Origin of the sequence: Marinobacter sp. MA (genome assembly GCF_048298425.1) — a bacterium.
GTDB lineage: Bacteria > Pseudomonadota > Gammaproteobacteria > Pseudomonadales > Oleiphilaceae > Marinobacter > Marinobacter salsuginis.
This window is the reverse complement of sequence record NZ_CP103058.1, coordinates 1,058,057-1,082,256: the sequence shown is the minus strand read 5'-3', so window position 1 is coordinate 1,082,256 and position 24,200 is coordinate 1,058,057. Positions and strand designations below refer to the sequence as shown.

At 56.2% G+C, this 24,200-nt stretch carries 36 protein-coding genes; all 36 read left to right on the top strand.

Translation table 11 applies throughout. From position 1 onward, the window contains the following. Positions 1-122 precede the first annotated feature (122 nt). On the top strand, positions 123-533 hold the full coding sequence (locus NUW46_RS05020) for a hypothetical protein (protein ID WP_219495984.1): 411 nt from the start codon (positions 123-125) through the stop codon (positions 531-533). Between the two features lie 62 nt (positions 534-595). Further along, a complete protein-coding gene (locus NUW46_RS05015; RefSeq protein WP_418141537.1) occupies positions 596-1,336 on the top strand; it encodes a Rha family transcriptional regulator in 741 nt (246 codons plus the stop codon). After that, the gene (locus NUW46_RS05010; protein WP_418141536.1) at positions 1,333-2,304 is read left to right on the top strand and encodes a replication protein O; all 972 of its coding nucleotides are present in this window, start codon (positions 1,333-1,335) and stop codon (positions 2,302-2,304) included. Before NUW46_RS05015 ends, NUW46_RS05010 begins: the two co-directional genes overlap by 4 nt. After that, complete coding sequence (locus NUW46_RS05005) at positions 2,291-2,965, top strand: DUF6475 domain-containing protein (RefSeq protein WP_418141535.1); 675 nt, start codon at positions 2,291-2,293, stop codon at positions 2,963-2,965. The genes NUW46_RS05010 and NUW46_RS05005 overlap by 14 nt, the downstream gene beginning before the upstream one ends. Then, on the top strand, positions 2,962-3,333 hold the full coding sequence (locus NUW46_RS05000; protein ID WP_418141534.1) for a hypothetical protein: 372 nt from the start codon (positions 2,962-2,964) through the stop codon (positions 3,331-3,333). The genes NUW46_RS05005 and NUW46_RS05000 overlap by 4 nt, the downstream gene beginning before the upstream one ends. 5 nt (positions 3,334-3,338) lie before the next feature. Next, positions 3,339-3,845: a DNA N-6-adenine-methyltransferase gene (locus tag NUW46_RS04995; RefSeq protein ID WP_418142011.1), complete on the top strand. Its 507-nt coding sequence runs from the start codon at positions 3,339-3,341 to the stop codon at positions 3,843-3,845. Next, positions 3,842-4,153, top strand: coding sequence for a hypothetical protein (locus NUW46_RS04990; RefSeq protein ID WP_418141533.1), 312 nt, complete (start codon positions 3,842-3,844; stop codon positions 4,151-4,153). Before NUW46_RS04995 ends, NUW46_RS04990 begins: the two co-directional genes overlap by 4 nt. Before the next feature lies 1 nt (position 4,154). Then, complete coding sequence (locus NUW46_RS04985) at positions 4,155-4,550, top strand: nuclease domain-containing protein (protein WP_418141532.1); 396 nt, start codon at positions 4,155-4,157, stop codon at positions 4,548-4,550. Next, positions 4,547-4,852 (top strand): hypothetical protein, encoded by a 306-nt coding sequence (locus NUW46_RS04980; protein ID WP_418141530.1) that lies wholly within the window; start codon positions 4,547-4,549, stop codon positions 4,850-4,852. The genes NUW46_RS04985 and NUW46_RS04980 overlap by 4 nt, the downstream gene beginning before the upstream one ends. Further along, positions 4,852-5,364 (top strand): hypothetical protein, encoded by a 513-nt coding sequence (locus NUW46_RS04975; RefSeq protein WP_418141529.1) that lies wholly within the window; start codon positions 4,852-4,854, stop codon positions 5,362-5,364. The genes NUW46_RS04980 and NUW46_RS04975 overlap by 1 nt, the downstream gene beginning before the upstream one ends. Positions 5,365-5,518: 154 nt before the next feature. Then, complete coding sequence (locus NUW46_RS04970; RefSeq protein WP_418141528.1) at positions 5,519-5,947, top strand: glycoside hydrolase family protein; 429 nt, start codon at positions 5,519-5,521, stop codon at positions 5,945-5,947. Between the two features lies 1 nt (position 5,948). Next, complete coding sequence (locus tag NUW46_RS04965; RefSeq protein WP_405418685.1) at positions 5,949-6,218, top strand: hypothetical protein; 270 nt, start codon at positions 5,949-5,951, stop codon at positions 6,216-6,218. After that, positions 6,205-6,453 (top strand): hypothetical protein, encoded by a 249-nt coding sequence (locus tag NUW46_RS04960; protein ID WP_405418684.1) that lies wholly within the window; start codon positions 6,205-6,207, stop codon positions 6,451-6,453. The genes NUW46_RS04965 and NUW46_RS04960 overlap by 14 nt, the downstream gene beginning before the upstream one ends. Next, positions 6,450-6,920: a hypothetical protein gene (locus NUW46_RS04955; protein WP_418141527.1), complete on the top strand. Its 471-nt coding sequence runs from the start codon at positions 6,450-6,452 to the stop codon at positions 6,918-6,920. Before NUW46_RS04960 ends, NUW46_RS04955 begins: the two co-directional genes overlap by 4 nt. A 108-nt stretch (positions 6,921-7,028) precedes the next feature. After that, positions 7,029-7,202 carry a hypothetical protein gene (locus NUW46_RS04950; RefSeq protein ID WP_418141526.1) on the top strand — a complete coding sequence of 58 codons (174 nt, stop codon included), beginning with the start codon at positions 7,029-7,031 and terminating at the stop codon, positions 7,200-7,202. Beyond that, positions 7,202-7,564, top strand: a complete 363-nt coding sequence (locus NUW46_RS04945) for an HNH endonuclease (RefSeq protein ID WP_418141525.1) — start codon at positions 7,202-7,204, stop codon at positions 7,562-7,564. Before NUW46_RS04950 ends, NUW46_RS04945 begins: the two co-directional genes overlap by 1 nt. A 105-nt stretch (positions 7,565-7,669) precedes the next feature. After that, positions 7,670-8,119, top strand: coding sequence for a phage terminase small subunit P27 family (locus NUW46_RS04940; protein ID WP_418141524.1), 450 nt, complete (start codon positions 7,670-7,672; stop codon positions 8,117-8,119). Between the two features lie 3 nt (positions 8,120-8,122). Further along, positions 8,123-9,841 carry a terminase large subunit gene (locus tag NUW46_RS04935; RefSeq protein ID WP_418141523.1) on the top strand — a complete coding sequence of 573 codons (1,719 nt, stop codon included), beginning with the start codon at positions 8,123-8,125 and terminating at the stop codon, positions 9,839-9,841. After that, positions 9,842-10,018 (top strand): hypothetical protein, encoded by a 177-nt coding sequence (locus NUW46_RS04930; RefSeq protein ID WP_418141522.1) that lies wholly within the window; start codon positions 9,842-9,844, stop codon positions 10,016-10,018. Beyond that, a complete protein-coding gene (locus tag NUW46_RS04925; protein WP_418141521.1) occupies positions 10,018-11,253 on the top strand; it encodes a phage portal protein in 1,236 nt (411 codons plus the stop codon). Before NUW46_RS04930 ends, NUW46_RS04925 begins: the two co-directional genes overlap by 1 nt. Continuing rightward, positions 11,250-11,852: an HK97 family phage prohead protease gene (locus tag NUW46_RS04920; protein WP_418141520.1), complete on the top strand. Its 603-nt coding sequence runs from the start codon at positions 11,250-11,252 to the stop codon at positions 11,850-11,852. Before NUW46_RS04925 ends, NUW46_RS04920 begins: the two co-directional genes overlap by 4 nt. A gap of 32 nt (positions 11,853-11,884) precedes the next feature. Further along, positions 11,885-13,111, top strand: coding sequence for a phage major capsid protein (locus NUW46_RS04915; RefSeq protein WP_418141519.1), 1,227 nt, complete (start codon positions 11,885-11,887; stop codon positions 13,109-13,111). A 44-nt stretch (positions 13,112-13,155) separates the two neighbouring features. Continuing rightward, entirely contained in the window at positions 13,156-13,515 is a 360-nt protein-coding gene (locus NUW46_RS04910) for a head-tail connector protein (RefSeq protein WP_418141518.1), read from the top strand. Between the two features lie 13 nt (positions 13,516-13,528). Next, entirely contained in the window at positions 13,529-13,882 is a 354-nt protein-coding gene (locus tag NUW46_RS04905) for a hypothetical protein (protein ID WP_418141517.1), read from the top strand. Position 13,883: 1 nt separating this feature from the next. Beyond that, complete coding sequence (locus NUW46_RS04900) at positions 13,884-14,219, top strand: phage head closure protein (protein WP_418141516.1); 336 nt, start codon at positions 13,884-13,886, stop codon at positions 14,217-14,219. Beyond that, positions 14,209-14,751: an HK97-gp10 family putative phage morphogenesis protein gene (locus tag NUW46_RS04895; RefSeq protein ID WP_418141515.1), complete on the top strand. Its 543-nt coding sequence runs from the start codon at positions 14,209-14,211 to the stop codon at positions 14,749-14,751. Before NUW46_RS04900 ends, NUW46_RS04895 begins: the two co-directional genes overlap by 11 nt. Next, positions 14,748-15,017: a hypothetical protein gene (locus NUW46_RS04890; protein ID WP_418141514.1), complete on the top strand. Its 270-nt coding sequence runs from the start codon at positions 14,748-14,750 to the stop codon at positions 15,015-15,017. Before NUW46_RS04895 ends, NUW46_RS04890 begins: the two co-directional genes overlap by 4 nt. After that, positions 15,014-15,379 carry a DUF3168 domain-containing protein gene (locus NUW46_RS04885; RefSeq protein ID WP_418141513.1) on the top strand — a complete coding sequence of 122 codons (366 nt, stop codon included), beginning with the start codon at positions 15,014-15,016 and terminating at the stop codon, positions 15,377-15,379. Before NUW46_RS04890 ends, NUW46_RS04885 begins: the two co-directional genes overlap by 4 nt. Before the next feature lie 72 nt (positions 15,380-15,451). Continuing rightward, positions 15,452-16,168 carry a phage tail tube protein gene (locus NUW46_RS04880; protein ID WP_418141512.1) on the top strand — a complete coding sequence of 239 codons (717 nt, stop codon included), beginning with the start codon at positions 15,452-15,454 and terminating at the stop codon, positions 16,166-16,168. 2 nt (positions 16,169-16,170) lie between these two features. After that, positions 16,171-16,521 (top strand): phage tail assembly chaperone family protein, TAC, encoded by a 351-nt coding sequence (locus tag NUW46_RS04875; RefSeq protein ID WP_418141511.1) that lies wholly within the window; start codon positions 16,171-16,173, stop codon positions 16,519-16,521. Between the two features lie 32 nt (positions 16,522-16,553). After that, positions 16,554-16,817, top strand: a complete 264-nt coding sequence (locus NUW46_RS04870) for a phage tail assembly protein T (protein ID WP_418141510.1) — start codon at positions 16,554-16,556, stop codon at positions 16,815-16,817. Between the two features lie 721 nt (positions 16,818-17,538). Then, positions 17,539-18,651, top strand: coding sequence for a Rha family transcriptional regulator (locus NUW46_RS04865; RefSeq protein WP_418141509.1), 1,113 nt, complete (start codon positions 17,539-17,541; stop codon positions 18,649-18,651). A gap of 48 nt (positions 18,652-18,699) precedes the next feature. Next, positions 18,700-20,754 (top strand): hypothetical protein, encoded by a 2,055-nt coding sequence (locus NUW46_RS04860; protein ID WP_418141508.1) that lies wholly within the window; start codon positions 18,700-18,702, stop codon positions 20,752-20,754. After that, positions 20,754-21,218 carry a hypothetical protein gene (locus NUW46_RS04855; protein WP_418141507.1) on the top strand — a complete coding sequence of 155 codons (465 nt, stop codon included), beginning with the start codon at positions 20,754-20,756 and terminating at the stop codon, positions 21,216-21,218. The genes NUW46_RS04860 and NUW46_RS04855 overlap by 1 nt, the downstream gene beginning before the upstream one ends. 10 nt (positions 21,219-21,228) lie before the next feature. Further along, complete coding sequence (locus tag NUW46_RS04850; protein ID WP_418141505.1) at positions 21,229-23,073, top strand: hypothetical protein; 1,845 nt, start codon at positions 21,229-21,231, stop codon at positions 23,071-23,073. A gap of 1 nt (position 23,074) precedes the next feature. Continuing rightward, positions 23,075-24,199, top strand: coding sequence for a hypothetical protein (locus tag NUW46_RS04845; protein ID WP_418141504.1), 1,125 nt, complete (start codon positions 23,075-23,077; stop codon positions 24,197-24,199). Position 24,200 lies beyond the last annotated feature (1 nt).

The following is a 24,200-nucleotide window of genomic DNA, read 5'->3' as shown; positions in this document are numbered from 1 at the left end:
GTGACCGCCGGCGCCGATCGGGAAGAGAGAAAGGCCAGGCTGGCGGAATGCCCAGAGTCACTACGCGAAAACGTGACATGTCACGTTAAGACGGTTTTCGAATTACGCAGACGGAGCAGGCAATGCCAGAGAAACTCGAAATCAAACTTCCCTGGCCGCACAAGGCCCTGAGTCCGAACTCCCGGGGTCATTGGGCGAAGAAAGCCCGCGCTGCGGAAGTGTACCGGTACACCTGCAAGATGATTTCGCTGGAGACCATCCAGGCTGGCAAGTGGGATCTCACTCCTCTGCGGGAGCTGGTCGAAGCTGGCGGAGAGATTCATGTGTTCCTGGACTTCCATCCGCCCAATCGGCGGGCCCGGGACGACGACAACATTATTGCCGCGTTCAAGTCAGGCCGTGATGGGCTGGCGGACGCATTGAAGATCGATGACTGCCACTTCCGGACACATCCATTTCTGAAACGAGACGAGATCGTCAGGCCGGATGGAGAGATTCGGGTGGTGATTACGGGGAAAGGGCCAGAGGCCTGAAAAAAACCCGCCTCAAACGGCTCGGCAAAGCCTCGGCGGGCAATCTTGAAGAGGTAATGATTATGGCTGATCTGATATTGAGTGGCAACAACACGCCAACCATGAGCAGTCGCGAGATCGCGGAGCTTACTGGAAGCCGTCATGACAATGTGAAGCGCTCGGCTGAGCGCTTGGCGGCTGATCACATTTTAACCTCTCCATTGGAGGGGTCAGACTACGAGCACCGCGGCAACATCTACCAGGAGTATCGCTTCAACAAGCGGGACTCTCTCGTTCTGGTTGCCCGTCTCTCTCCAGAGTTCACTGCTGCAGTCGTGGATCGTTGGCAGTTCCTGGAAGAGCAGGCTGCCCTTCCCTCCTGGGCTCGAAACCTGACCAAAGAAGCCCGGATCGCCCTCGAGGACCTCAGTTCCCAGGTTGATCACTACAAGGGCGAAACCAACCGCCTGAACGCTGTTTGCAACGACCTCGCCGAGAACCTCAAGTCTGGCCTCACACCGGTGGAATTCTGCCGGATGCTCAATGGCGTCAACCTGAACCGTGTGCAGCCAGTCCTGGTTGAGCGCAAGAGACTGCTACGAACTCCCCACGGCTACCGTAGTGCGGCCGCCTACCGGGACAAGCTGTTTACCGAGCGGCGCTATCTGAACCGAGACGATCGGCCCTGTGAAAAGGTGGTGCTCACCCAGAAGGGCGCCAAGTGGCTCTATGCCCAATATGAGCAGGGGCGGCTTGAAATGCGAAAGGACTGGGATGGCCATTACAGCCACGTCCTGTTCGATGACCAGGAGAATGTGGCGTGAGCGGTATTGAACTATTCGACAGGCCGATCGCCTTCCAGAGAGCATTCGTCGACCTTGGCGTCGGCATCACTGGCGCTCTGATGCTCTCCCAGTGCATCTACTGGCATGGCAGGACGTCCAACAAAGACGGCTGGTTCTACAAGTCCCAGTCCGACTGGGAGGCCGAAACTGGCATGACACGCCGGGAGCAGGAGACAGCCAGAAAGCGCTTGGAAAAGGCTGGCTTTCTGGAAGAGGTCCGGAAAGGCGTTCCAGCAAAGCTGTACTTCCGGGTGAACGTCGATGCGCTGGAAACCGCGCTAAAAGCGCTGTCCTCCAGAATGGCGGAATCCGCCAATCAAGAATGTACAGATGGTGCAACCAGTATGGCGGAAAGCGCCATACAAGAATGCACGAACCCGCCAGACTGTGAAGGCGGAAACAGCCAATCTATTACAGAGATTACTTCAGAGACTACCTCAGAGACTACGGCAGAAAAGACGTCCGGGCCTGACCGGCCGGACATCCACCAAGTCCAGGACCAACAAGACCAACCCACCGAGCAGAGCCAGCCCTCAAGGCCTGATGCCGCCATCGAGAACGGCCGATTCTGGGGAACACAAGACGATCTCGATCTTGCGATGTGGATGTGGGATGCACTGGCCGAACAGCTGGGTGAGGACAAGCCACGAGAACCGAAATTCTCACGCTGGGCCAACACGATCCGGCTGATGCGAGAGCAGGATGGCCGGGAGCACCGCCACATTCGGATTCTGTGGGACTGGGCTATCCGTCACGAGAAATTCTGGGCCTCACACGTCCAGTCCCCCGACAAGCTTCGCGACAAGTGGCCGCAGGTTGCTATGCAGCGGAGATCAGAGCGCCGGAAAGCCCCGCAGCAGGCCGGTATCGATCGGGCCGCCGAACTCCGCCGCATCCACGAACAGCGCTCGAACAGCCACCAAGGAGTGACCTATGAACACCAATGACCTCGAGGCATTTGGCGATATGTGGGCACAGGCTCACGAGATCTATGGCAGAACCCCCGAGCCGAGGGTGGTTTACATGGTATTCCAGTCGCTCATCGCGTTCTCGTTGGCTGACATTGAGCACGCACTCTCGCGGCACATCACCAACCCAGATACGGGCCAGTATCCGCCCAAACCTGCTGATATCGTCCGGTTGCTGCAGGGAAGCAGCCAGTCCGCCAGCGGTGAGGCCTGGGCGAAAGTTGATTTTGCCATCCGCTGCGTCGGCAACTACCGGTCCGTGGTTTTCGATGACCCGAAGATCCACGCTGCGATCGAGCGCCTCGGCGGCTGGCAGAAGATCGCCCTCACTGACGATAAGGAATACCCGTTTGTCCGGAACAACTTCCTCAAGCTTTACCAGGGATTCACGGTCACTCCGCCAGATAGTTTCCCCCGCAAGCTTATAGGCACCTGTGAACACGAGAACAGCCAGCAATCGGAATTCATTCGTGGACGCTCGAAAGAGCAGCCAGCGCTGGTAGGCGACAAGGAAAAGGCCCGACTGGTGTATCAGGGTGGCGGTGACCAAGGTGTCGTGAAGATCCACAACGAGAGAACCGAGCAGTTCCTGGAGCTGGCGGTTGACGATAAGACCAAGCGCATTGGAGGTTTGCATTGAGCGGCAACCACCTTTCCAAGATGAGAGCTCGCCAGGCGGCAAAAGACTACATGCACGGCGCCGATCTGCGAGCCCAGTCCGAGGAGCTCTCCGACAAGCTTCTAGGCGTCAAGTTTGGCTGCAGCTCATTCACTATCAGGAAGGTCCGGGAGCATATGCCCGTTGTTGCCCTTGATGACGAAGACCAGGCGCTGATCCGCCAGTGTGCCGCAGAGAAGGCCCGCATTGATCAGCAGCTGCCGAAACTTACGAAGTCCTATCTGTCCCGTCATTACCAGGTAAGCCCGGAGGCGATCGATATCGAACTGGATTTGGTCGGTTGGGAGGATCCACGCATTCAGAGGAAGAAGCGGAGGGCCGCTGCGTGAGCGGAATGTTTTCACACGTCAAGCCGAATTCTGGCTATAAGAGCGTCGAGTGGTACACGCCAAAGTGGATTTTCGACGAGCTCGGCATCAGATTCGATCTGGATCCGGCCAGTCCTCACGACTACGAGACTTTCGTACCGGCTTCCAGGAAGTTCACTATCTTCGATGATGGCTTGAGCAGAGAGTGGACCGGTAGAGTTTGGCTGAACCCTCCCTATGGTCGAGACACCGGTTACTGGATTCGCCGAATGATTGACCACGGCAACGGTATTGCCCTTGTTTTCAGTAGGACAGATGCGGCCTGGTGCCAGGAATGTCTCCAGGCGGCTGATGCAATGCTATTTATGTCTGGCCGGATTGATTTCGTCCCAGGGCATGAAAATGCCCACAAAAAAAGCCGATCAGGTGCAGGCACAGTTCTATTCGCCTTCGGTCAGGAATGTGCAGGTGCGCTTTCGAGGCTGGAGAAGTACGGCACTTTTATCATTGGTGAAAACGGGAGGGCTGCGTGAAGAAGCGATCTGGCCCGGCATTCAATCAGGAGAAGCGACCGCTCAAGCCCTGCCCAAAATGCCATGGGGGTGGTTTCGTGAAGCCGATGTTCTACGAGATGCCCTGCGATCGCTGCGAAGCGTCCGGTGTCGTTTGTAAGGAGACTGGCGAAAGCCTGCCAATGCCGGACCTGATTATTCAGCTCCGAATCCGGCTGAGTGAGCGCAACCAGGAGCTGGTAGAAGTCAGGCGACAGCTGGCGGCCATGAGGGCAGAGAGCAACGGCCGGGGCTACGGCGCTGGCGGATCACGGTACCACGGGGACTGACATGCTGACTCGAAAAACGCCGCTGAAAACCAAGACATCGCTGAAATCAAAGAGTGGCCTGAAGTTCCGGGCTCAAGTGAAAGCCACCAGACCGAAGCGGAGCAAGATCCGGGACAGCGCCAAAGGTGAGTCTTGCCTGGTTAGAGTCCCTGGGGTTTGTAATCGAAACCCAGACACCACAGTCCTCGCTCACCTGAATGGCGGTGGCGTTGGTGGAAAGAATGAAGACCACAAGGCGGCCTATGCCTGCTCAGCATGTCATCGCTGGCTGGATGGTGGGTATGCCACTCAGGGGTATTCTAGGGCCACGCGGGATCTCTGGCACCTGGAAGGTGTTGTGAGGACTCAGGATCGGCTGATTGAGAAGGGCCACATCGAAGTTAAGGGGGCGGCATGAAGACAATCACATCGGCATTTGGGTTGACCTTTCACAGCAACAACCAGGAGCCGGGAAAGGCCTTCGAGGATAGAGACTTTCTGCTTTTCAACCCCTGCGACGGTTATCACGTTGCTATTGCGGACTTTGAGGATGGTGATTTTATCGAGTTCAGGCAGTTTGCTGGGAGTTCCTACGGTAAAGACTTTTACACGGCTTGGGCCGTTCTGCCTGAAACCTGTGATGTTCGTCGTTGCTTTCCGCATCAGGATGAGGGCTGGCGGGAAGCTCCGGAAGAAAGCGCGATTCGGAGATTTGAGTGATGGCAGAGCAAAATCGAAAGACGCACGAACATCGCCGGGCCCGGGAAGCAGCCCAGCGGGAAGTAGACCGATTCATTGCGTACCTGCAGGGGCTCGACACGATTGACCAGCTGGCGCACCAGGGCCGGAGCATTATGGGCATGTGGGCGGAGTTCGAAGGCAAGCCGCCTTCCGGCTCGGGTTTCAATGGCTTCTGCATGCTGGCGGACAAGCTGGAGAAGATCCGCCTTCGCCAGATGCCCGAAGAATTCGCCAGGGCCTACGACCGGTTAAGCCGCATGGCCAGCAGGGCACCAAAACAGGTAGACGCCCTTTGTGTCGATCGCTTCTATCGTGGACGGACCAAGGTCGCCATCGATCCGTTTACTGAGAAGCGCTACGAGATCCACTGGAACGACTCCGCCTGTGCTCAGCTTCTGGGTTGCTCTGTGAAGGTGTTCCAGCGGAGGGTCACCAAGGGCTATGGCCAGCTGGAGTGGATGCTTGGATTTCGGGAATCTGCAGCCGCTTGATACTAGATGTTGACTTCAGGGGTCCAGCAGATACACTATTTGGTAGCTGGTCAAACTGACCTCAAACGAAACCGTCCTCCCCATGGAGCTGGCGGTTTTTTTGTGCGCCGATTACTCCAACTCCAGATCTGCCCGCCACTGAGCGGGCTTTTTTATGCCTATGAATCGCCAACTACTCAGATCACAGCTTGAGCGCCATGAAGGCCTTCGCCTGAAGCCCTATCGTGACACCGTGGGCAAGCTGACTATCGGCTATGGTCGCAACCTGGAAGACGTGGGTATCAGCCGTGATGAGGCTGATTTCATGCTCGACAATGATATCGACCAGGTCGAGCGCCAGCTGGAGACGGTCGACGAATACCGTGATCTTAACGCTGTCCGCCAGGCAGTGATCGCGAACATGGCTTTCAATCTGGGCTTTGCCGGGCTCATGGGCTTCAAAAATATGTGGGCTGCCATTGGGCGTCGTGACTGGGAGTCCGCATCCGAGGAAATGCTGAGTTCGAAGTGGGCCCGCCAGGTAGGCGTGAGAGCCGTTGAGTTGTCGGAAATCATGCGGACTGGCGAGGTTGTCGGTGGCTGAAGTGAGCGATCGTAGAGGATGGCATATCGACAAGGGTATCCCCATAGCCGTACTAATCACGGTTGTCGGGCTGGCGGTTTCTATCTCTCGGGACCAATCCAAGCAGGATGAACGGATCGCCTTGGTTGAGAGCTCTGTGCGCATGCTTCAAGAGGCGCGAGTCAACGATCAGGCCCGAACCCAGAAGACTTATGACGAGCTCAGAGTCGATATCCGCCGCATGAATGAGAAGCTCGACCGCCTCCTTGAAAGCCAATATGGACGCAACTGACAACCACCCAGATCCGAATCGCTGGTGGAAGCACCGCCGGCGCGGCTACTACGCCGGGATGTGGTGGGCTTTGATCCAGACCGGTCTATGGATTGCCCTTGAGTACAACCGGCCCGGGATCATCGAGACGATGGGCGTGGTTATCGGCTGGTCCTACGGCATCAGCGCGACCCTGATCATCAGCTACTTCGGAAACAACATCACTGACGCCTGGGCAGGCAAGGTGAAGCAATGATTCTGGACACATTGAAAGCCAAGCTCTCTGCTTACGCGATTCCAGTGATCATCTCACTGTTGGGCGTTGCTGGGCTCTCCTTCTGGTGGCTGTGGTACGACCGCCAGCAGCTGCTTGAAGAGAACGCACACCTCTCGCAGGCGATGGCTCAGGCGAAGGTCACCAACGAACAGAATCTTTCCCAGATCGCTCAACTCCAGGCGGATATCCGTTGGAGGGATCAGCAAGCCCTGATCCGTTCAGAGCGAGAGCGAAACCTTAACGAACAGCTGGCCCAGACCGAGGCCGAGCTGAAGGAGTTGGTTAGAGATGCGCCTTGCTCTGGTCCTGAGTATGTGTGGCCTGACGCTGTTTATGAGCGGATGCGGTCCGGCACAGTGGCTGACCCGAACCGAGTACGTGAAAGAGCAGGTCCCTCAGGATTACCTGGTACCGCGGATACTTCCGGCGCCACCTCGGCGGATTGACTGGTGCCCAGTGTGGGCTGAACAGCTGAAGAAGGTGGCTACCGCGTGCGAGGGCGATAAGGATGACGTCAGGGCATGGAACGACCGGCCAATCGAAGAGGCATCTAAGTGAACGAAGAACAGACTGCCGAGCTCATCGAAGCTATCCGCCAGCAGATTGACGCCATCAATCGCCTGGCCAGCAGCAATGCCGCACTGGTTCAGGCGATGGCTGAGGCCGAGGTAATGGATGACGAGGAGAGGGAGTCGACCACTTACCTCGACGGCAGCACACTCGACTGATGCCACAGCGTACCGCTAAGCCCTGCCGGGACAAGCTGTGCCGGATGACTACCAGGGAGAAACACGGCTACTGCGAGGCTCACGCTGACCAGGCGAAGAGCTGGACTCGAGGCAGAGCAGGCAGAGGCAGAGGAGGCAGACCATGGCGCCGGCTTCGAGATCAGGTGCTTGAGCGTGATCGATACCTCTGTCAGCCATGCAAGAGAGATCAGAAAGCGACACCAGCGACTGAGGTTGACCACATCGTCCCAGAGGCTGAGGGAGGCGCCACGGTTGCCAGCAACCTTGAGGCCACCTGCCACCCCTGTCATCAGGCCAAGACCCAGCGGGAGGCCTTGAGGGCGCGAGCGCGAGGCGACTGACGACCCGGGGGTGGGTAAATCTCTACAGCCCTGTCCAGCGGACACCGCGCCCTCAATCGTTTTTTTATGCGTGAGAAATAACGAAACTTTTTCCGGAGGTCCTGGTTGAACAACAACGCTCCAGTTCGCGCCTCCGGCGGAGGCCGAAAACGGAAGTCGGTTGGCACTCAGAAAAGCTCGATCACCCGGATCAATCCTCCCGAAGAATTGATGGGTGATGCGGCCCGGAGAATCTGGAAACAACAATCGAAGGTGCTGATCGATCGCGGCAGCTTCGAAGTCGAAGACGCCCCACTGCTTCAAGCCTACTGCAACGCCTGGCAACTGATGCTGGATGCCGAGATCCGGATTGCCAACGAGGGATTAACGCTTCCGACCGCTGATGGCAGCGAGAAGATGCACCCGGTTGTGAACGTCCGCGACAAGTCAGTGCAGCAACTTTCGAGGCTGGGCTCACTGCTCGGGCTGGATCCGCTTACCCGTATGAGAATGCTCGGCGGTGGCGGAGCAAATGACGACGGCAAAAACGAGGGCAACGAATTCGACGAGTTCTAACCTATGAGCGCCTACCCCAATGTGAACGCGGCGCAGAAGTACGCCCGCGATGTGGTAGGTGGCCGGATCGTCGCCTGCAGCTACGTCAAGGCAGCTTGTGCCCGACACCTGAATGACCTGAAGGCAGCAAAAGCAAAGAGCTATCCGTACCGGTTCGACCGGGACCTGGCGGAAAGAGCCTGCAGGTTTGTCCAGCTCCTGCCCCACACCAAGGGCGAATGGGCCAGAGGCAACCAGCGAATAATCCTCGAGCCCTGGCAGCTGTTCAGCTTCTCGATGGTGTTTGGGTGGATCCGGAAGAAGGACAAGCTCCGCCGGTTCCGGGAAGTCTACGAAGAGGTCCCCAGGAAGAACGGCAAGTCCATCAAGGTGGCCGGCGCCGGGTTGTACGCCTTCTGTGCAGATAAAGAATATGGCGCCGAGGTCTATTGCGGTGCCACCAGCGAGAAACAGGCCTGGGAGGTTTTCCGCCCTGCCCTGAAGATGGCAAAAAAACTGCCAAACCTGCGCAACCGGTTTGGCATCGTGCCCTGGGCAAAGAAACTCGAACGGGGCGATGGAAGCGTCTTCGAGCCGGTGATCGGTGATCCGGGTGACGGCTCCAGCCCCTCGATGTCGATCATCGACGAGTATCACGAACATCCTGACTCGCGCCTCTACGACACGATGATCACTGGCATGGGCGCCCGATCGCAGCCGTTGCTGTGGGTAATAACCACCGCCGGTTTCGATATCGCCGGGCCCTGCTATGAGATGCGGGAACGCGCCATCGAGATGCTGGAAGGCACCAGCCAGGATGACGAGCTGTTCGCCATCATCTACACCATCGATGCGAAAGACGACTGGACTACCGACGAGGCCATTCTCAAGGCCAACCCAAACGCCGGGGTTTCGGTAAAGCTCGACTACCTCAAAAGCCAGAGGGACAAGGCGGTTGCCCGGGCCAGGTTGGCGAACAAGTACAAAACCAAACACCTCAATGTCTGGGTCTCCTCGAAAGAGGGGTACTTCAACATGGAGGACTGGAAGAAATGTGAAGACCAGTCACTGACCATCGACCAGTTCCGAGGCGAGGACTGCATTCTGGCTTTCGACTTGGCCCGCAAGCTGGACATGAACAGCATGGCCCGGCTGTTCAGCCGCCAGGTAGATGGCAAGACTCACTACTACTGCGTCGGGCCGAAGTTCTGGGTACCGGAAGACACCGCGTTCGACAATGAAGACCGCCGGCTCGGCGAGCGATACCAGGGCTGGATTGAGTCCAAGCACCTGGATGCCACAGACGGCAGTGAGGTGGACTACCGGGAAATCCTGGAATGCGCCAAGGAAGCCAACCTGGAAACGCCGGCGCAAGAGTCGCCCATTGACCCGCACGGCGCCGCGAACCTTTCGCACCAGCTGGACGACGAAGGCCTGAACCCGATCACCATGGTTCAGAACTACACCAACATGTCGGACGGCATGAAGGAGTTGGAGGCCGCGATCGTCTCCGGCCGGTTCCACCATGACGGCAATCCGATCATGACCTGGTGTGTCGGTAACGTGGTTGGCAAATACCTGCCTGGCAATGACGACGTGGTCCGTCCCATCAAGCAAGGCGATCACAACAAGATCGACGGCGCGGTGGCTCTCATCATGGCCATAGGCCGCGCACTGGCGAACGCCCAAGTAGGCGAAAGCGTACTGGATACCCTTTCTGACGACGACATCCTGGTGATGTAAATGCGCACTTATCTGATCGACACCCTGGGCCTTGCCGGTTTCGGGGCGATGACCTATGGCCTGTATCTCAGATTCGGCCTGGCTGATGCCCTTATCGCTGCTGGCGGACTGATGTTCGTTATGGCCCTGGCAGCTGCCCGCGCCTCCAAGCGCAAAGCTGGCGGAGGTAAGAAGTAATGCTTGAGTCCCTGTTCGCCCCGGAATCCCGGTCACTTGAGGATCCGAATACACCGCTGACCGGCCAGAACCTGGCGGAGTACTTCGATACAAACATCGGTATCCAAGTGGACAACCAGTCCGCCCTGACTCTCTCGGCGGTCTACTCCTGCATGTACGTTCTGTCCTCGTCCATCGGCCAGCTGCCGCTTCACGTGATGCGGAAAAAGGGCGACAACATCGAGGCGGCCAAGGATCACCCGGCTTATTGGCTGCTTCACGATGAGCCCAATGAGTGGCAGACCAGCTACAAGTGGCGGGAAACCAAACAGAGCCACGTCCTGGGCTGGGGCAACGGCTATACCCAGACCGTGCGAAGCCCGAGCGGGGAACTTCGCGAGCTTGTCACCCGGCGGCCCTGGGAAACACAGCTGGTCAAGAACGGAAACCGCTGGCTCTACGCCGTTACCGAGGAAGACGAAGGCAGCCGCGCCGTCGCCCTCGAGGACATGATTCACGTTCGGGCCCTGGGCTCCGATGGCCGGACCGGTAAAAGCCTGATCCGGCAACACGCCGAAACCATTGGCCTGGGGCTAGCGGCTCAGAGATACGGCAAGGACTTCTTCACCGGTGGTGGACGCCCTACCGGCCTGGTCACGGTGAAAAACTCGCTTCAGAAGGACAGCTGGGAGCGCCTAAAAACCGCCTGGAACAACGCTGTCTCGAAACTGAAGGCCAGCGAGAACAAGACGCTGATGCTCCCGGCGGATCTCGACTACAAGTCGATTACCATTCCGCCCGAGGATGCGCAGTTCCTGGAAACCCGGAAGCTGAACCGCTCCGAGGTTGCCGGCATCTTTAACGTGCCGGCGCACATGATCAACGACCTCGACAAGGCCACCTTCTCCAATATCAGTGAACAGGCCATCCAGTTTGTTCGGCACACCATGATGCCCTGGGTTGTGAACTGGGAGCAGGAGATTAACCGCCGGGTATTCACCCGCGCTGAGCGTGCCGCTGGCTACTACTGCAAGTTCAACCTCGCCGGCCTGCTGCGCGGTACCGCGAAAGAACGAGCCGAGTTCTATCACGCCGCGATCAACGACGGCTGGATGGATCGCAACGAAGCCCGAGTGCTCGAGGACATGAATCCCCGGGACGGCCTGGACCAGATGCTGGTCAGCGTGAACGCGCAGCCCCTGAGCGCCCTGAATCAATCCGACACCCCCAACGATGACGAGGAATCCACCTCATGAGCGAAGTCGAGAAGCGCGCCCTTCTGTGTGAGGTGCGTGCCGAAGAAACCGAGGAAGGACAGCCGGCCCGCATCGTCGGGCATGGTGCGGTCTTCAATAAGCGCAGTGAAATGATCCTGGGCATGTTCAAAGAGGAGATCGCCCCGGGCGCCTTCGATGACGTGCTCAACGACGATGTTCGAGCACTGTTCAACCACGACCCCAATTTTGTTCTGGGGCGAACCCGCAGCGGCACTCTGGAGCTTTCGGTTGACGCTGAGGGCTTGCGTTACGACATCAATCCGCCGGATACCCAGTCCGTTCGGGACCTGGTGTTGGCTCCGTTGACCCGGGGTGACATCACCGGATCGAGCTTTGCGTTTCGGGTTGCGCCTGACGGTGACGAATGGATGGAAGACGAAGACGGCCTGATCGTTCGGACCATCCATCGCTTCAGCCGGTTGCTCGACGTTTCGCCGGTGACCTACCCGGCTTACCCGGATGCGGGCGCTGCAAAGCGCTCCCTCGAGGCTCGCTGCGAAGAGATCAAGGGTCTCGCCCAGCGTGCCATCAATCAGCGCCGCGCCCGCGAGCGCTTCCTTGAACTCATCCACGCCTGAAACCAAAAAATCGCCCCGGAGGGCACAGCACTATGAAACTCCATGAATTGAAGCAAGCGTACAACGAGCTCGCCCGGAACATGCGCAACCTGCATGACAAGATCGGCGACAACACCTGGACTGACGAGCAGCGCAGCCAGTGGAACGACTGGAAACAAAAGCTCGACGGTTTCGACGAGCAGATCAAGCGCGAGGAAGCGCTGCGGGATGCAGATCAGCGCTTCGTAGAAGATAACGAAGAAGAGCACCGCGACAACCTGGACAATGAAGAGCGCGGTGGTCAGAGCATTGACGAGCAACGGGCTCAGGCATTTGATGGCTTCCTGCGTCAGGGCATGTCCGAAATGTCCGCAGAGCAGCGTCAGATCCTGCGTGAAATGCGTGCTCAGGCCACCGACCCCGACACCGCCGGCGGCTACACCGTGCCTACCGAGATGCTGAATCGCATTCACGAGGCCATGAAGGATTATGGCGGCCTGGCCAGCGTTGCCCAGATCCTCACCACCGACAGCGGTCATACCCTGGAGTGGCCCACCTCTGACGGTACCGCTGAAGAGGGCGAGCTGATCGGCGAGAACTCCCAGGCCTCCGAAGGCGATGTGATCTTCGGCATCAAGAACCTGGGCGCCAAGAAGCTCAGCTCAAAGGTGATCCGAGTTTCCAACGAGCTGTTGAACGATTCTGGCATCGATATCCAGGGTTTCCTGGCAAGCCGCATCGGTTCCCGTCTCGGACGCGGTGAGGCCAAGTTCCTGGTGCAAGGTACCGGTGCTGGAACTCCGGAGCAGCCTACTGGCCTGCAGGCGTCAGTAACAGGAACCACCACTGCCGCGAGCTCCAGCGAGTTCACCTGGCAGGAAGTCAACGGCCTGATCCACAGCATCGACCCGGCTTACCGCCGTGCGTCCAATTTCCGGATTGGCCTGAACGACAACACGCTGAAGCTGATGACCGAGATGGAAGACCTGCAGGGCCGGCCTCTGTGGCTGCCTGCGGTATCCGGAGCAGCGCCGGCCACCATTCTCAACGTGCCGTACTTCGTGGACCAGGGCATTGCCGATATCGGCATTAATGCGAAGTTCATGTACGCCGGTGACTTTGCCCAGTTCATCATCCGCCGGGTTCGCTACATGGTGCTGAAGCGCCTGGTAGAGCGTTACGCCGACTTCGACCAGACCGGCTTCCTCGCCTTCCACCGCTTTGACTGTGTGCTGCAGGATGCCGCCGCGATCAAGGCACTGCAGGGCGCTGCCACTTAATCCACCGGGCCGCCTTGAGCGGCCCATGAACTGACGGAGCCGATATGCTCGAGCTGGACATTATCAAGCAACACGTCCGGCTCGAGCCGGACTTTGTTGAAGACGACGCGCTACTGGACACCTACTCAACCGCAGCCCAGCGCCTGGTCGAGAACCACACCGGCCGGACGCTTTACGCGACGGTGGGAGAGATCCCGACCGAGACCGATCCGGACACCGGAGAACAGGTCGTCACGGATGAAGACGCCCTGGTTCTGGATGACGACATCACAACCGCGATGCTTCTGCTGATCGGCCACTGGTACGTCAACCGGGAAAGCGTTGTTGTAGGAACCATCACCTCTGAATTGCCAATGGCGGTGGAGGCCTTAATCGCTCCATACCGCCACTTTCATTTCGCGTAGCGAGGAATAGCTCATGGCACGCAAACCCAGCAAGACAAAGCAGGACCAGGACGCTACACAACAGCCAGTCGATCCTGAACAGGTCGAAACCTCTGAGGCTGAAACCCAGACAGAAGCAGCCGGCGGCGAGCAGAATGAGTCCGAGACCCAGCGGGCAGCTGAGCCACAGCCCGAGGCTGCAGCGGCCGAAGACCCGGAAAACGGCGCACCTGAAGAAAAGCCTGCCGCAAAGACTACAGCGCGGATGGTTGAGGCTACGCTGAAAACCCGCCATTGCCGGGGCGGAATCTGCAAGGAAGCCGGCGAGACAATGCTGATGACCCAGGGCGAGTACGACCGCCTGAAGAAATACGACCGGGTAGAGTGAGATGAGAGCTGGCCAGCTTCGGCACAGGATAACTATCGAAAAGCCTGGCCAGACCCAGGATCCCGAAACCGGCGAGATGGGTCCGGGCTGGGAGGTCGTGGCTACTGTATGGGCTGCCAAGAGGCCTTCCAGTGCCCGGGAGTTCAAGCAGTCTCAGGCTGGCCAGTCTGAGGTCACCGGTGAATTCCAGATCCGGTACCGCCCTGGTATCGACGCAACCATGCGGATTGTTCACAAAGGCCAGATCTTCAACATCGAGGGCGTACTGCCCGATGATCGAAGCGGCCGTGAGCACCTGACCCTGCCCTACAGCGAAGGCTTGAACGATGGCGACTGATGGCGTCAGCTACAAGATGACCGGGCTACCTGAGCTGCTCGGCAAGTTGGACGGTCTCGAATACGATCTCAAGCGCAAGGGTGGCCGCTTTGCCCTTCGCCGAGCTGCACAGGTTCTCCGGGACCAGGCGCGGTCAAATGCTGAGCGCGTGGATGACCCTCGAACGTCAGAAAATATCGCTGCGAACATTGTCGAGCGCTGGTCGGGCCGAACTTTCAGGAAGACCGGCAACATGATGTTCCGTGTCGGTGTTCTTGGTGGTGCCCGCCAGTATGCCAACACCAGGGAGAATGTCAGGAAGGGACGTGCTGGACAGACATACCGGACGGACGGCAGCTCCGGGAATCCCGGCGGCGATACCTTCTATTGGCGTTTCCTGGAATTCGGCACAGAGGATGCTCCCGCGCAGCCCATATTCCGCCCGGTACCGCAGCAGGCCGGACAGCAAGCGGTGTCCGTATTCGCCAATGAGTATTCCAAAAAGATCGACCGCGCCCTCAAGCGAGCCCGGAAGAAGGCAGGTGTGAAATGAGCATCAAGATTGTTTTGCCATCCGGTAAAGCGCCGAAGGCTTGCCGGGGAACAAAGATATACACCGAAGACGGCCATGAAATTAAGGGTGTGACTGGCTGCAATATCGAAATCATGCCTGATGGGGTAGTAATGGCCCGCCTGTCGGTCTTCGTTGAAGACGTGGAAAACCTCGACCAGATAAAAGGCCAGGTAACCATCGTCAATCCAGAAAACAAGGAAGTTGAGGCTTTTATTTCGGATTTGATGAATGAGGGCAGCCAGTGACCCCGCCAGTCTTCCAGGTATGCGCCGCTGATTCAGCCGTCACCGCTCTGCTTGGCACTGGGCCAACGCGCCTGTTTCCATTTGGCCAGGCTCCACAGGGGGTCACCCTGCCCTACGCTGTTTGGCAAACAGTCAGCGGCCTACCAGAGAACTATCTGGGACAGGCGCCCGATCTCGACAGCTACACCATCCAGATCGATGTTTACGCCGGGCGAGGCAGTGAGGCCCGGCAGGTAGCCGCGGCGCTGCGCGATGCGATCGAACCACATGCTTACGTGGTCGGCTGGAATGGCGAGAGCACAGACCCAGACACGGGCCACAAACGTTACGGATTCGATATCGAGTGGCACGTCCATCGATAAATGAAACACCAACCACCCGAACAACCCGCCGCCGAGCGGGTTTTTTATTGAAACCCGCGAGAGGATTGAACCATGAGCAAGCTCACACAGGGCACCCATATTTTCTTTCTGAACACAGCCGACCAGACTCCGGAAGTCGTCAAGGTCGATTGCGCGACCAGCTTTAACCCTGGCGGCGATCCTGCAGGCGAGCTGGACGACACCTGTCTGGATAGCAACGAAATGGAATATGTTGCCGGCATGCGTAACCCGGGCACCGCGTCTCTGGGTATTCGCCCGGATGGAGACTACGACAGCCACATGACCATGTGGAATCTTTCTCGAATGAACCCCTCACCTTCAATGGACTGGGTTGTTGGCTGGTCTGACGGCAAAGCAACGCCAGGTATTGCCCAGGGCGTTGGCTCTGTCGCTGTTGATGCTGGCGGATCTGGTTACTCGAGCAGCACCACCACGGTCACATTCTCTGATCCTGAAGAGGCTGACGGCCGGACCGCGACTGGCATCGCAACTGTGGTTAGCGGAGCTGTCACCGAAGTTACCATCACTGACCCGGGCACCGGCTACACTGCTGCTCCCACGGTTACCATTGGCGGTGACGGTACCGGTGCAACTGCAACTGCGACATTGGGCGATTACAGCTTTGTGCTCCCGAACTCCAGGACCTGGTTCACCATGGGCGGTTACATCTCCGACTTCCCGTTCGACTTCCAGACCAACGCCCTGGTTGAATCGGAGGTCAGCATTCGTCGCACCGGTGGTGCCCGCTGGATCAAGAAGGCCGCGTAACCATGGATTTGACCCTTGATGCACTTAAAGACATGGGCGCCTTCACCGGCGCCCCTGTCCAGAAAGAAATTGTCCTGAAGAAAGACGGCAATGACGAAAAGACTGCCACGGTCTACGTGCGCAAGCTTTCCTACTACACCGCTGTTTCTGACATTAGATCCCTAAACGCCAATTCGGATGCCGTGGCTGGCCGCATTGCCTCTGCCATTTGCGACAAGGAAGGAAAACCTGTTTTCAAGCCTGGCGATATTACTGGCGAGGCGGATCCGGATCGCGGGCCCTTGAGCAGTGAAATCACCATGGAGCTGCTGCGCGTGATCGGCGAGGTGAACGGAAAAAAGACGGAGAGCTGACCGACGAGGATGAGCTCTGGCATGAACTGGTAATGTGCGGCATTGGCGGTCCGACGATCGCCATCGCCAAGCAGACCATGAGCTATGTTGAGTTCCTGGAATGGGCCGAATTCCGTCGCAAGAGGGGCAGTCTTCATCCTGGAATGAGGACAGAAAGGGCTGGAGCGTTGGTGGCTGCCATCCTGGCAAACGTCAACCGCAAGAAAGACAGCCAACCGGTCAGCTTTTACAACTTCGCCCCTCATCACGAAGAGCCGAAACTGTCGCTGGAGCAGGCGATGGAAACCTGGAAATAGGTTGCTAAACTCCGTGCGCATATTTTCAAAGGGATTGATCATGAAGAAAGCAATCATTCCGTTCCTCCTGGTAATTACCGGTTGCGCACCAATCGGAATGCCTTCACAGCCTTCCAAACCCCTTGCGGAGTACACAAAGGAAGAGTTGTGTCACTTTTACTATAAAGCCCCTACAGCTGGTTTGCGGTCAGAAATAAATGAGAGGGCAGTCATCTCGGAAGACGATTGGGGCGCCATAGACGCTCACAAAATTCGGCTTGGGATGAGCGCCACAGGTTTAATTTGTGCATGGGGGCTGCCAACTCCATTTGGCGACATCAACCTATCAACGGGAAGTTGGGGCACCCACGCTCAGTGGGTATATAGAAAATGCAAGCGGTGCGACGCATCTTACGTGTATACGGAAAATGGGGTTGTAACTGGATGGTCCAATTAGCCCCCTGTTTTTAGGAGTATTTAAGCGGTTGGCATGTGATACCTTGCTAACCGCTACCTGTCGGTCCATAATCCGCAGTACGGAGCCTAGAAACTCCCACAAAGCGGTTCACTGCCCCCGACAGCTGGCGGTTTTTTTGCGCCCAAAGTGCGTCTAATGACTTCTGGTTTGCGTCGGGAGGGGATAGGAATAGAACACCCTTCGGGGAAATACTGTCCGCCCTCTTTGTGGGGTTTCTAGCCTCCCGACACCCTAGAAGCTAGATAAACACAAAGGTCGCAAATCATGACAATCGCTCTCACTGCAAACGACTTGATCGTCGTTCATCAGAACCAGCCACGAACAACATCCATCAAGGTTTCGGAAGCTTTCGGAAGGCTCCATAAAAACGTCGTCCAGAAGATCGAAAACCTTGATTGCTCACGCGAATTCGCGTCGGCTAACTTTTCAGCCCACGAAGAAATGATCCAGGCCGGCGCGGTCAAGCGGCGTTCCAAAGTCTATGAAATGACAAAAGACGGTTTCATGTTCCTGGTCATGGGCTTCACCGGCAAAAAGGCTGCTCAGGTCAAAGAAGCCTACATCAACGCCTTCAACGAAATGGCCGAAAAGCTCTATGGCAATCCGGTACCTGTGAGGCGCAAGCAGAAGGCCTTACCCAGCGGGCTGAGCATTGAGCAGCAGGACGCGATCAAGGGCCTGGTGAAGGCCCGAGTAGATGCATTGCCACCCAATCAGCGAGCAAAGGCAGCGATTACCTGCTGGTCGTCCCTGAAAAGCAAGTTCGGGTGCACCTATAAGGAAATCGAGCCGGAGAAGTTCTCCGATGCCGTCAGCCTAGTGGCGCGGGTGCCGTTGGAAGGTGAATATTTGGAAGCCACTCCCGAGAGCGCGCCTTTATCTGAGGATCAGGTGAAACAACTTAAGTGCCTGCAGAAGCATTGTGAGGCTCTGCGCAAGAAGTTCAGCACCAGAATGCCGAAGTCCATCAGCGCTGATAATGAAAAGCTGTTTTATGAGCTGCGCGAGCACGTCTTCGTAATATCCAGGCAGTGCGATGCCTTAATTGGCCAAAGAGACTTACTCGGCATGGAGGAGGTTGAGTCGGGCCCCTCACTGACGGAGGGCGATCTTTCTGTCCTTTACGCATTCAGCGTTGCAGCCATGCAGTTAATTGATATGGGTGAGCGCGCGAAGCCTGCGATCAACGCTCTTCAGCCGCTTGGGTTGTTCGGCCTGGAATCACTGTTGGAAGTATGCAGGAAGGCTGTTGCCCACTTTCATGATGGCATGGGCATTGAGATGGAATCCGCCGCTAAAACCTACGGCATAAAGAAAGATTACGTTGATTTTGCTGCTGCAAGGGACCGAAGCAGGCCGATCATAATCAATGCGTGAGAAACCTAACCCCGCCACGGCGGGGTTTTTTAATACCTGGAGAAAAGCATGTCCCGAAAATCCCTTGGCACGTTAACGCTGGATCTCATCGCAAAGGTGTCAGGTTTTGAACAGGGCATGGATAAAGCCGAGCGAAAGTCTCAGAAAACCGCCAAACAAATCCAGCGCTACTCGAAGCAGATCGGGGCGTCAGTGGCTGCGGGTTCAGCTGCAGCAATAACCGGAATGGCTGCCCTGGTTGCGTCCACTGCCGAAGGCGCCAGGGAAACAAAGAACCTCGCTCAGATTGCCGGCGCAACTCCGCGTGAGTTTCAGCGCGGGGCTTACGCGGTCAAGCGGTACGGCGTAGAGACGGACAAATATGCCGATATCCTAAAAACCACGAACGAGCGAATCGGCGAGTTCATGCGCGATGGAAGCGGCGAGATGGCCGGGTTCTTTGAGAATATCGCGCCAAAGGTTGGGGTCACTGCCGACCAATTCGCCCGCCTGTCTGGCCCCGAGGCCCTTCAGCTCTACGACGATAGCCTTGAGGCGGCAGGGGTTGGCCAAAAGGAAATGACCTCCTACATGGAGGATCTAGCTTCAGATAGCACCGCCTTGATTCCTCTGCTGCGCGATGGCGGCAAGGAAATGAGAGTCCTTGGCGATGAGGCAGAGCGCACCGGCTACGTCCTGTCTGATATGGATTTCGAGCAGCTGGAATCTGTGCGCCGGAGCATGGATGAGCTGAGCGGTGCGGCCACTGGAATGAAAAATGAAGTCGTCATGGCGGCACTTCCGGCTATCGAGGACTTGGTTGACCTCTTGAGTGATGAGAGCACGATGGAATCGGCTCAGGCGCTGGGCTCTGCCATTGTCACCTCTATGAACTTCGTTATCGAGGCGATAGACGGCGCCGTTAAGGTCACTCAATTTCTGGCAGAAGAGCTGGCGGCATTCATTCATGGCCCTGCCTTTGACGACATTCCTCGACTGACGGAAAAGCTGAATGATTTGGGGGATGCGGTTGAAGGACAGGAGGAAAGACTTAAATCACTTCGGCAAACACCGAACCTGATTCCAAAAGAGGTTATTGCTACCGAGGAAGAGCGGCTGAGACGCCTCAGGGCAGAGTATGACGCAGTCTCTGAATTGATAGAAAACGCCCGGAAAAATCAAAGCGCTCAAGCAGGCGCCGGGGATGGAACTGGCGTTGACACAATCGATACATCTGGCTCGGGCGCCGGCATTTCATCCGGTGGTGGATCGACAGGCACTGGCGGCTCTACCGACGAAACCGGCAATGGCGACACAGACTATCTTCAGCGGGTACAAGCTCTTCGCCAGGCCTTTGAAACGGAAAAACAGATAGCTTTGCGCCTGTACGGGGAGCGCAACGAAGAAATCAACGAGCTATATCAGGCTGACGTGATCAGCAAGATGGAAGCCGACCATCTTAAGATCCAGTCTGAACAGGAAATGCAGGATCAACTTAAGCAGATCCGGCAAAACGCGGCTGATGAGGAAGCACGACTTCAGCAGCAGCGCCAAGCCCTTATTCTGGCTGGCTCAGAACAGCTCTTTGGTTCATTGGCCGACATCACCGGTCAGTTTGCCGGAGAGCAGACCGCACTATATAAAACCATGTTCGCGGTTCAGAAGGCCGCGGCCATCGCTCAGTCTATCGTCGCAATTAACACCGGCATTGCACAGGCGTCTGCCGTTCCATTTCCCGCCAACCTTGCCGCCATGGCATCAGTGGCCGCCGCTACCGCTGGAATTGTCAGCAACATTCAAGCGGTATCAATTGCCGGCATGGCCCACGACGGCATCGACAGCGTGCCAAAGGAGGGCACCTGGCTTCTGGATAAAGGGGAGCGAGTCCTCACCTCCCCTCAAGCTGACAACCTCGATGCGTTCCTTGCCAGGCAGCAAGCTGGCGGAGGATCCGGAACTGTGGTCAACGTCATCGAAGACAATTCCCGGGCCGGAGAAACAGAAACCAAAAGAGGGAGCGACGGCCAGGAAGAGGTTAATGTTTTTGTCGCTGACATTATGGGCGGTGGGCCCAGAGCAAAAGCGATGCAAACCGCGTTCGGGCTCAAAAGGCAGGGCTACTGATGACCACAAACATTGACTTCCCAAAGATGCTTCCAACCCCGCTGCGCAACGGCTATGGCCTGAAGTCCGGGCCGACGTTTGCCAGAACCACGATGGCCAGCGGTCGTGCCAAGCAGCGCCCCGTCAACAAGGAGGTGCCAACAATGGTGCCAGTGACATTTCTGTTAACTGAGGAGCAGGCACAAGTCTTTGAAGGCTGGTTTAACTATGAGATCGGCTATGGCACTGCATGGTTTAACTGCCATTTGGATTCCCCGATGGGTCTCCGGCCCTACGAATGCCGCTTCGTCGATATGTATGACGGCCCTAAGCTGCGCGGCATACGGCATTGGGAATACAGCGCACAACTTGAGATCTTCGAGCGGCCAACTGTATCCGAAGAGGAATACCTCTACGGCCTGCCCGACATTCAGTACACCTCAATTTTCGACATCACCATGAATCAAGAATGGCCCGAGGCTTAGGAGCTGATCAATGAGTCGTTTTAATACTGGAAACCCTGTCCCGAGCACCGACCCTCGGGATCGCTCAGATAATTCTCAGGCGTTTGATGAGGCGATGAACTCTGAGGACACCACTTTCAACGACCGCACAGGGAAAAGTCGCCTGACCCTGAAGGGCATGGAGCAGGTATTCGATGGGGGTAAGCCGGCAATTGATGCTTATTACAATGCTGTTGAGGAGGCGGATCGCTCTGAGGCAGGAGCTGATCGATCTGAGCTCGCCCGAGATGCCGCCCAGCTCTCAGCCGGTATCTATGTAGATATTGCGGCAGGTCTTGCTGCGACAACTGAAGGTGATTATTTCTCGGTGCCAAGTGCGGATAGTGATGAGTATTTGATCCTCTATCGCCATGACGCCGGGTCCACAGCAATCGAGATACAGCGATACCCCAGCGCTGCGGGTGTTGAAGCAGCGGTTGGAGAGATTAAAAAAGCGGTTGACTACGATTCCGTATATGGCAAAGACGCGGATGAAATTACACATCTTTTTGTCGATCAAAGCGGTGAGATTGTAGCTAAAATCACCAGGGCCGGTGAAATCATTACCCCTTCATTCTCCACTTCAAACATTAAGGGCATAACTAGCGCAATAGCGACCGATACAGAGCGTAACCCTCTATATTCTGCGGTCCTGCTTGATACTGAAGGTAATATTTTGTTGCGCATTGGCTTGGATGGGGAATTGTATCTTCCGGGCCTTCAAAACGGCGTCCAGAATATTCTTACAAATATTCCAGAGATAAGTGACGGCCCGCGTAGCGCGGCACTTCCACACCCTGATCGCCACACATTGGCAGATGTTTTTTCAGGCGAAACCCTGAAATGCGCGACGTTTAGAAGGTTGGCAGGTGGGCCAGAAGGCGCGCCTATGCCTTTTACTCTCTTTCCTCATAATTACCAAGTTTCAGACGACTGGATATTCAATATATCGACTACCCAGCCTGCACCGATACCTGTTGATACTCCGTATTTTGAGGACGATGGAGTCGTGCATCCTCATGTGATTGAGTTCGGGTATCCCTTTCGCGGCTACCGCTATTGGATGGTGCTGACCCCCTATCGGGGCTCAGAAAATGCGTACGAAAACCCTGTTATCTATGGTTCTAATGACCTGCAGAGCTTCGAGATGCTAAATGGTTTTGCGCAGCCGCTAGAGGACGCCCCAAGCGGCGGTTTCAACTCCGATTGTGGGTGGACCTACGATATTCACTCGGGCGATCTTATTTGTTACTGGAGACAAACGATTGACTTGAATACCGCATCGGGTTCCAGGGAGTTTTCGATAAGGTACCGCGCATCTAAAGACGGTATTAACTGGACGCCTGTACAGACAATACGTCCACTTTCAGCCGATGCTCACTTTCGTTCTCCGTCGCTTCTATTCGACCCAGTAAGCGGCCTGTGGGAACTTTATTGGTTCGATGGTTACCGGATCATGTACGAGACGGCCCCCAGCCTGTCAGGCCCCTGGAGTGTCTCCCAAGAAATTCAGATGCAGAGCCGAGACGGCAACATTCAAATCTGGCACGGGGAGGTTCGGTACGTCGGCAACAAGAAGGTTTTCCTCATCAACGACATGGAGAATGGTGAGCTTCACCTTGGAATTGAGGGCGATGATGGAAAATGGCGATTCAATTCAAATTCTGTGCTTGCAGGCTCTCATGAAGATGCCTACAAGGCATCATTCCTGCCGAAATTCAATGCTAACGGCGAAATCGCATTAGACATCATCTGGACATCACAACTGGGCACTGATGGTGTCCACTGGTTCCTTTACACCAATACAACTAACTTTACAGCAGCACGGGAGAGCTAGTATGCCTCTTACATTTAAATCCGATATTTCAGCTACTCGTAGCCTTGGTAACATAAACGGTATTAACGGCCCGCAAGACTATGCTTTACACCTCGATTTCCAAAAAGGTATTTACAGAACAAAAAGTGCCGGCTTAATTGAGGAAATAAGCATCGAGGACTTTTTAACTGTTGCCAGAAGCAGTCCTCGGGACACTCAAGACAGAGATGGAACCTGGAGAACTTTAGCTCCGGCTACTCCACGTTTCCGATACCACCCATCAGGTAATGGTTATTACGGACTGCTCCTAGAGAATAACACAACGAATCTATTGCCCTACTCTGATAGTCCGTCTTCGCAATCTTTCTCCGTAGACGCAAGTGTTCATTCTTTAATTCTTTATGTGCACGGAACCGGGTCCGCCACACTAACCGGCGACGTTGAAGTAACATCCGCAGTGGCAACAGAAGGCGAACCGGCAGTTTATGAAAAGGTGCGAGATAGTGGTGACCCAATCGCACTATCTTTGAACGTCACCGGAGACGTAACATTTGCCCAAGTCGAGCAGAAGGTTCAGCCTTTATCGGTTTCATCTCCTGTACACACTGCCGGGTCTCCAGTAACAACAAGTGCCGAGATCTTATCGATGGCAGACGGTTTTTTGTCGAGTCACATAAATGCTGGCCAGTGTACAGTGGTGGTTCAATCGATAGAAACCTTTTCTATAAAGGAGACAGAAGGAAATATCGACAATCAACCGTTCAGTGCAGGTGATGCGGATCGAACATATGAAATTGAGAGTGAAATCAGAAATAGCTATACGCAGTCTGCTGGCAAAAGGCTTTTATCTCGAACCTCACGATTGAGACCCTATGTCGGCGGGACCCCGCAAGTTTTGGACGTAATTGACATTGGAATCGATGAACCAGTAGCAGCAGTAACTGCAGCTGCTTATGAAAATGGTGTCATAAAGCATGCCAGTGATGGGAATGTCTACACAATTTCGGACAGCGAAACTTATTTCGACGTTAATTGGCTGCTTTCAAAACTTTCATTAGGCCCCGGCATCACTACGCAAGTGCTGATTTATCCTCGGGCGCTATCGGACCAAGAACTGTCAGCTGTAACGAAGTCTTGGGCTCGCTAAT

Excerpts from the sequence above, each read along its gene's own strand:
- NUW46_RS05020 (WP_219495984.1), top strand. The coding sequence starts at position 123 with ATGCCAGAGAAACTCGAAATCAAACTTCCCTGGCCGCACAAGGCCCTG.
- NUW46_RS05015 (WP_418141537.1), top strand. The coding sequence starts at position 596 with ATGGCTGATCTGATATTGAGTGGCAACAACACGCCAACCATGAGCAGT.
- NUW46_RS05005 (WP_418141535.1), top strand. The coding sequence starts at position 2,291 with ATGAACACCAATGACCTCGAGGCATTTGGCGATATGTGGGCACAGGCT.
- NUW46_RS04995 (WP_418142011.1), top strand. The coding sequence starts at position 3,339 with ATGTTTTCACACGTCAAGCCGAATTCTGGCTATAAGAGCGTCGAGTGG.
- NUW46_RS04985 (WP_418141532.1), top strand. The coding sequence starts at position 4,155 with ATGCTGACTCGAAAAACGCCGCTGAAAACCAAGACATCGCTGAAATCA.
- NUW46_RS04980 (WP_418141530.1), top strand. The coding sequence starts at position 4,547 with ATGAAGACAATCACATCGGCATTTGGGTTGACCTTTCACAGCAACAAC.
- NUW46_RS04975 (WP_418141529.1), top strand. The coding sequence starts at position 4,852 with ATGGCAGAGCAAAATCGAAAGACGCACGAACATCGCCGGGCCCGGGAA.
- NUW46_RS04970 (WP_418141528.1), top strand. The coding sequence starts at position 5,519 with ATGCCTATGAATCGCCAACTACTCAGATCACAGCTTGAGCGCCATGAA.
- NUW46_RS04960 (WP_405418684.1), top strand. The coding sequence starts at position 6,205 with ATGGACGCAACTGACAACCACCCAGATCCGAATCGCTGGTGGAAGCAC.
- NUW46_RS04955 (WP_418141527.1), top strand. The coding sequence starts at position 6,450 with ATGATTCTGGACACATTGAAAGCCAAGCTCTCTGCTTACGCGATTCCA.
- NUW46_RS04945 (WP_418141525.1), top strand. The coding sequence starts at position 7,202 with ATGCCACAGCGTACCGCTAAGCCCTGCCGGGACAAGCTGTGCCGGATG.
- NUW46_RS04935 (WP_418141523.1), top strand. The coding sequence starts at position 8,123 with ATGAGCGCCTACCCCAATGTGAACGCGGCGCAGAAGTACGCCCGCGAT.
- NUW46_RS04930 (WP_418141522.1), top strand. The coding sequence starts at position 9,842 with ATGCGCACTTATCTGATCGACACCCTGGGCCTTGCCGGTTTCGGGGCG.
- NUW46_RS04925 (WP_418141521.1), top strand. The coding sequence starts at position 10,018 with ATGCTTGAGTCCCTGTTCGCCCCGGAATCCCGGTCACTTGAGGATCCG.
- NUW46_RS04920 (WP_418141520.1), top strand. The coding sequence starts at position 11,250 with ATGAGCGAAGTCGAGAAGCGCGCCCTTCTGTGTGAGGTGCGTGCCGAA.
- NUW46_RS04915 (WP_418141519.1), top strand. The coding sequence starts at position 11,885 with ATGAAACTCCATGAATTGAAGCAAGCGTACAACGAGCTCGCCCGGAAC.
- NUW46_RS04910 (WP_418141518.1), top strand. The coding sequence starts at position 13,156 with ATGCTCGAGCTGGACATTATCAAGCAACACGTCCGGCTCGAGCCGGAC.
- NUW46_RS04905 (WP_418141517.1), top strand. The coding sequence starts at position 13,529 with ATGGCACGCAAACCCAGCAAGACAAAGCAGGACCAGGACGCTACACAA.
- NUW46_RS04900 (WP_418141516.1), top strand. The coding sequence starts at position 13,884 with ATGAGAGCTGGCCAGCTTCGGCACAGGATAACTATCGAAAAGCCTGGC.
- NUW46_RS04895 (WP_418141515.1), top strand. The coding sequence starts at position 14,209 with ATGGCGACTGATGGCGTCAGCTACAAGATGACCGGGCTACCTGAGCTG.
- NUW46_RS04890 (WP_418141514.1), top strand. The coding sequence starts at position 14,748 with ATGAGCATCAAGATTGTTTTGCCATCCGGTAAAGCGCCGAAGGCTTGC.
- NUW46_RS04880 (WP_418141512.1), top strand. The coding sequence starts at position 15,452 with ATGAGCAAGCTCACACAGGGCACCCATATTTTCTTTCTGAACACAGCC.
- NUW46_RS04875 (WP_418141511.1), top strand. The coding sequence starts at position 16,171 with ATGGATTTGACCCTTGATGCACTTAAAGACATGGGCGCCTTCACCGGC.
- NUW46_RS04870 (WP_418141510.1), top strand. The coding sequence starts at position 16,554 with ATGTGCGGCATTGGCGGTCCGACGATCGCCATCGCCAAGCAGACCATG.
- NUW46_RS04865 (WP_418141509.1), top strand. The coding sequence starts at position 17,539 with ATGACAATCGCTCTCACTGCAAACGACTTGATCGTCGTTCATCAGAAC.
- NUW46_RS04860 (WP_418141508.1), top strand. The coding sequence starts at position 18,700 with ATGTCCCGAAAATCCCTTGGCACGTTAACGCTGGATCTCATCGCAAAG.
- NUW46_RS04855 (WP_418141507.1), top strand. The coding sequence starts at position 20,754 with ATGACCACAAACATTGACTTCCCAAAGATGCTTCCAACCCCGCTGCGC.
- NUW46_RS04850 (WP_418141505.1), top strand. The coding sequence starts at position 21,229 with ATGAGTCGTTTTAATACTGGAAACCCTGTCCCGAGCACCGACCCTCGG.
- NUW46_RS04845 (WP_418141504.1), top strand. The coding sequence starts at position 23,075 with ATGCCTCTTACATTTAAATCCGATATTTCAGCTACTCGTAGCCTTGGT.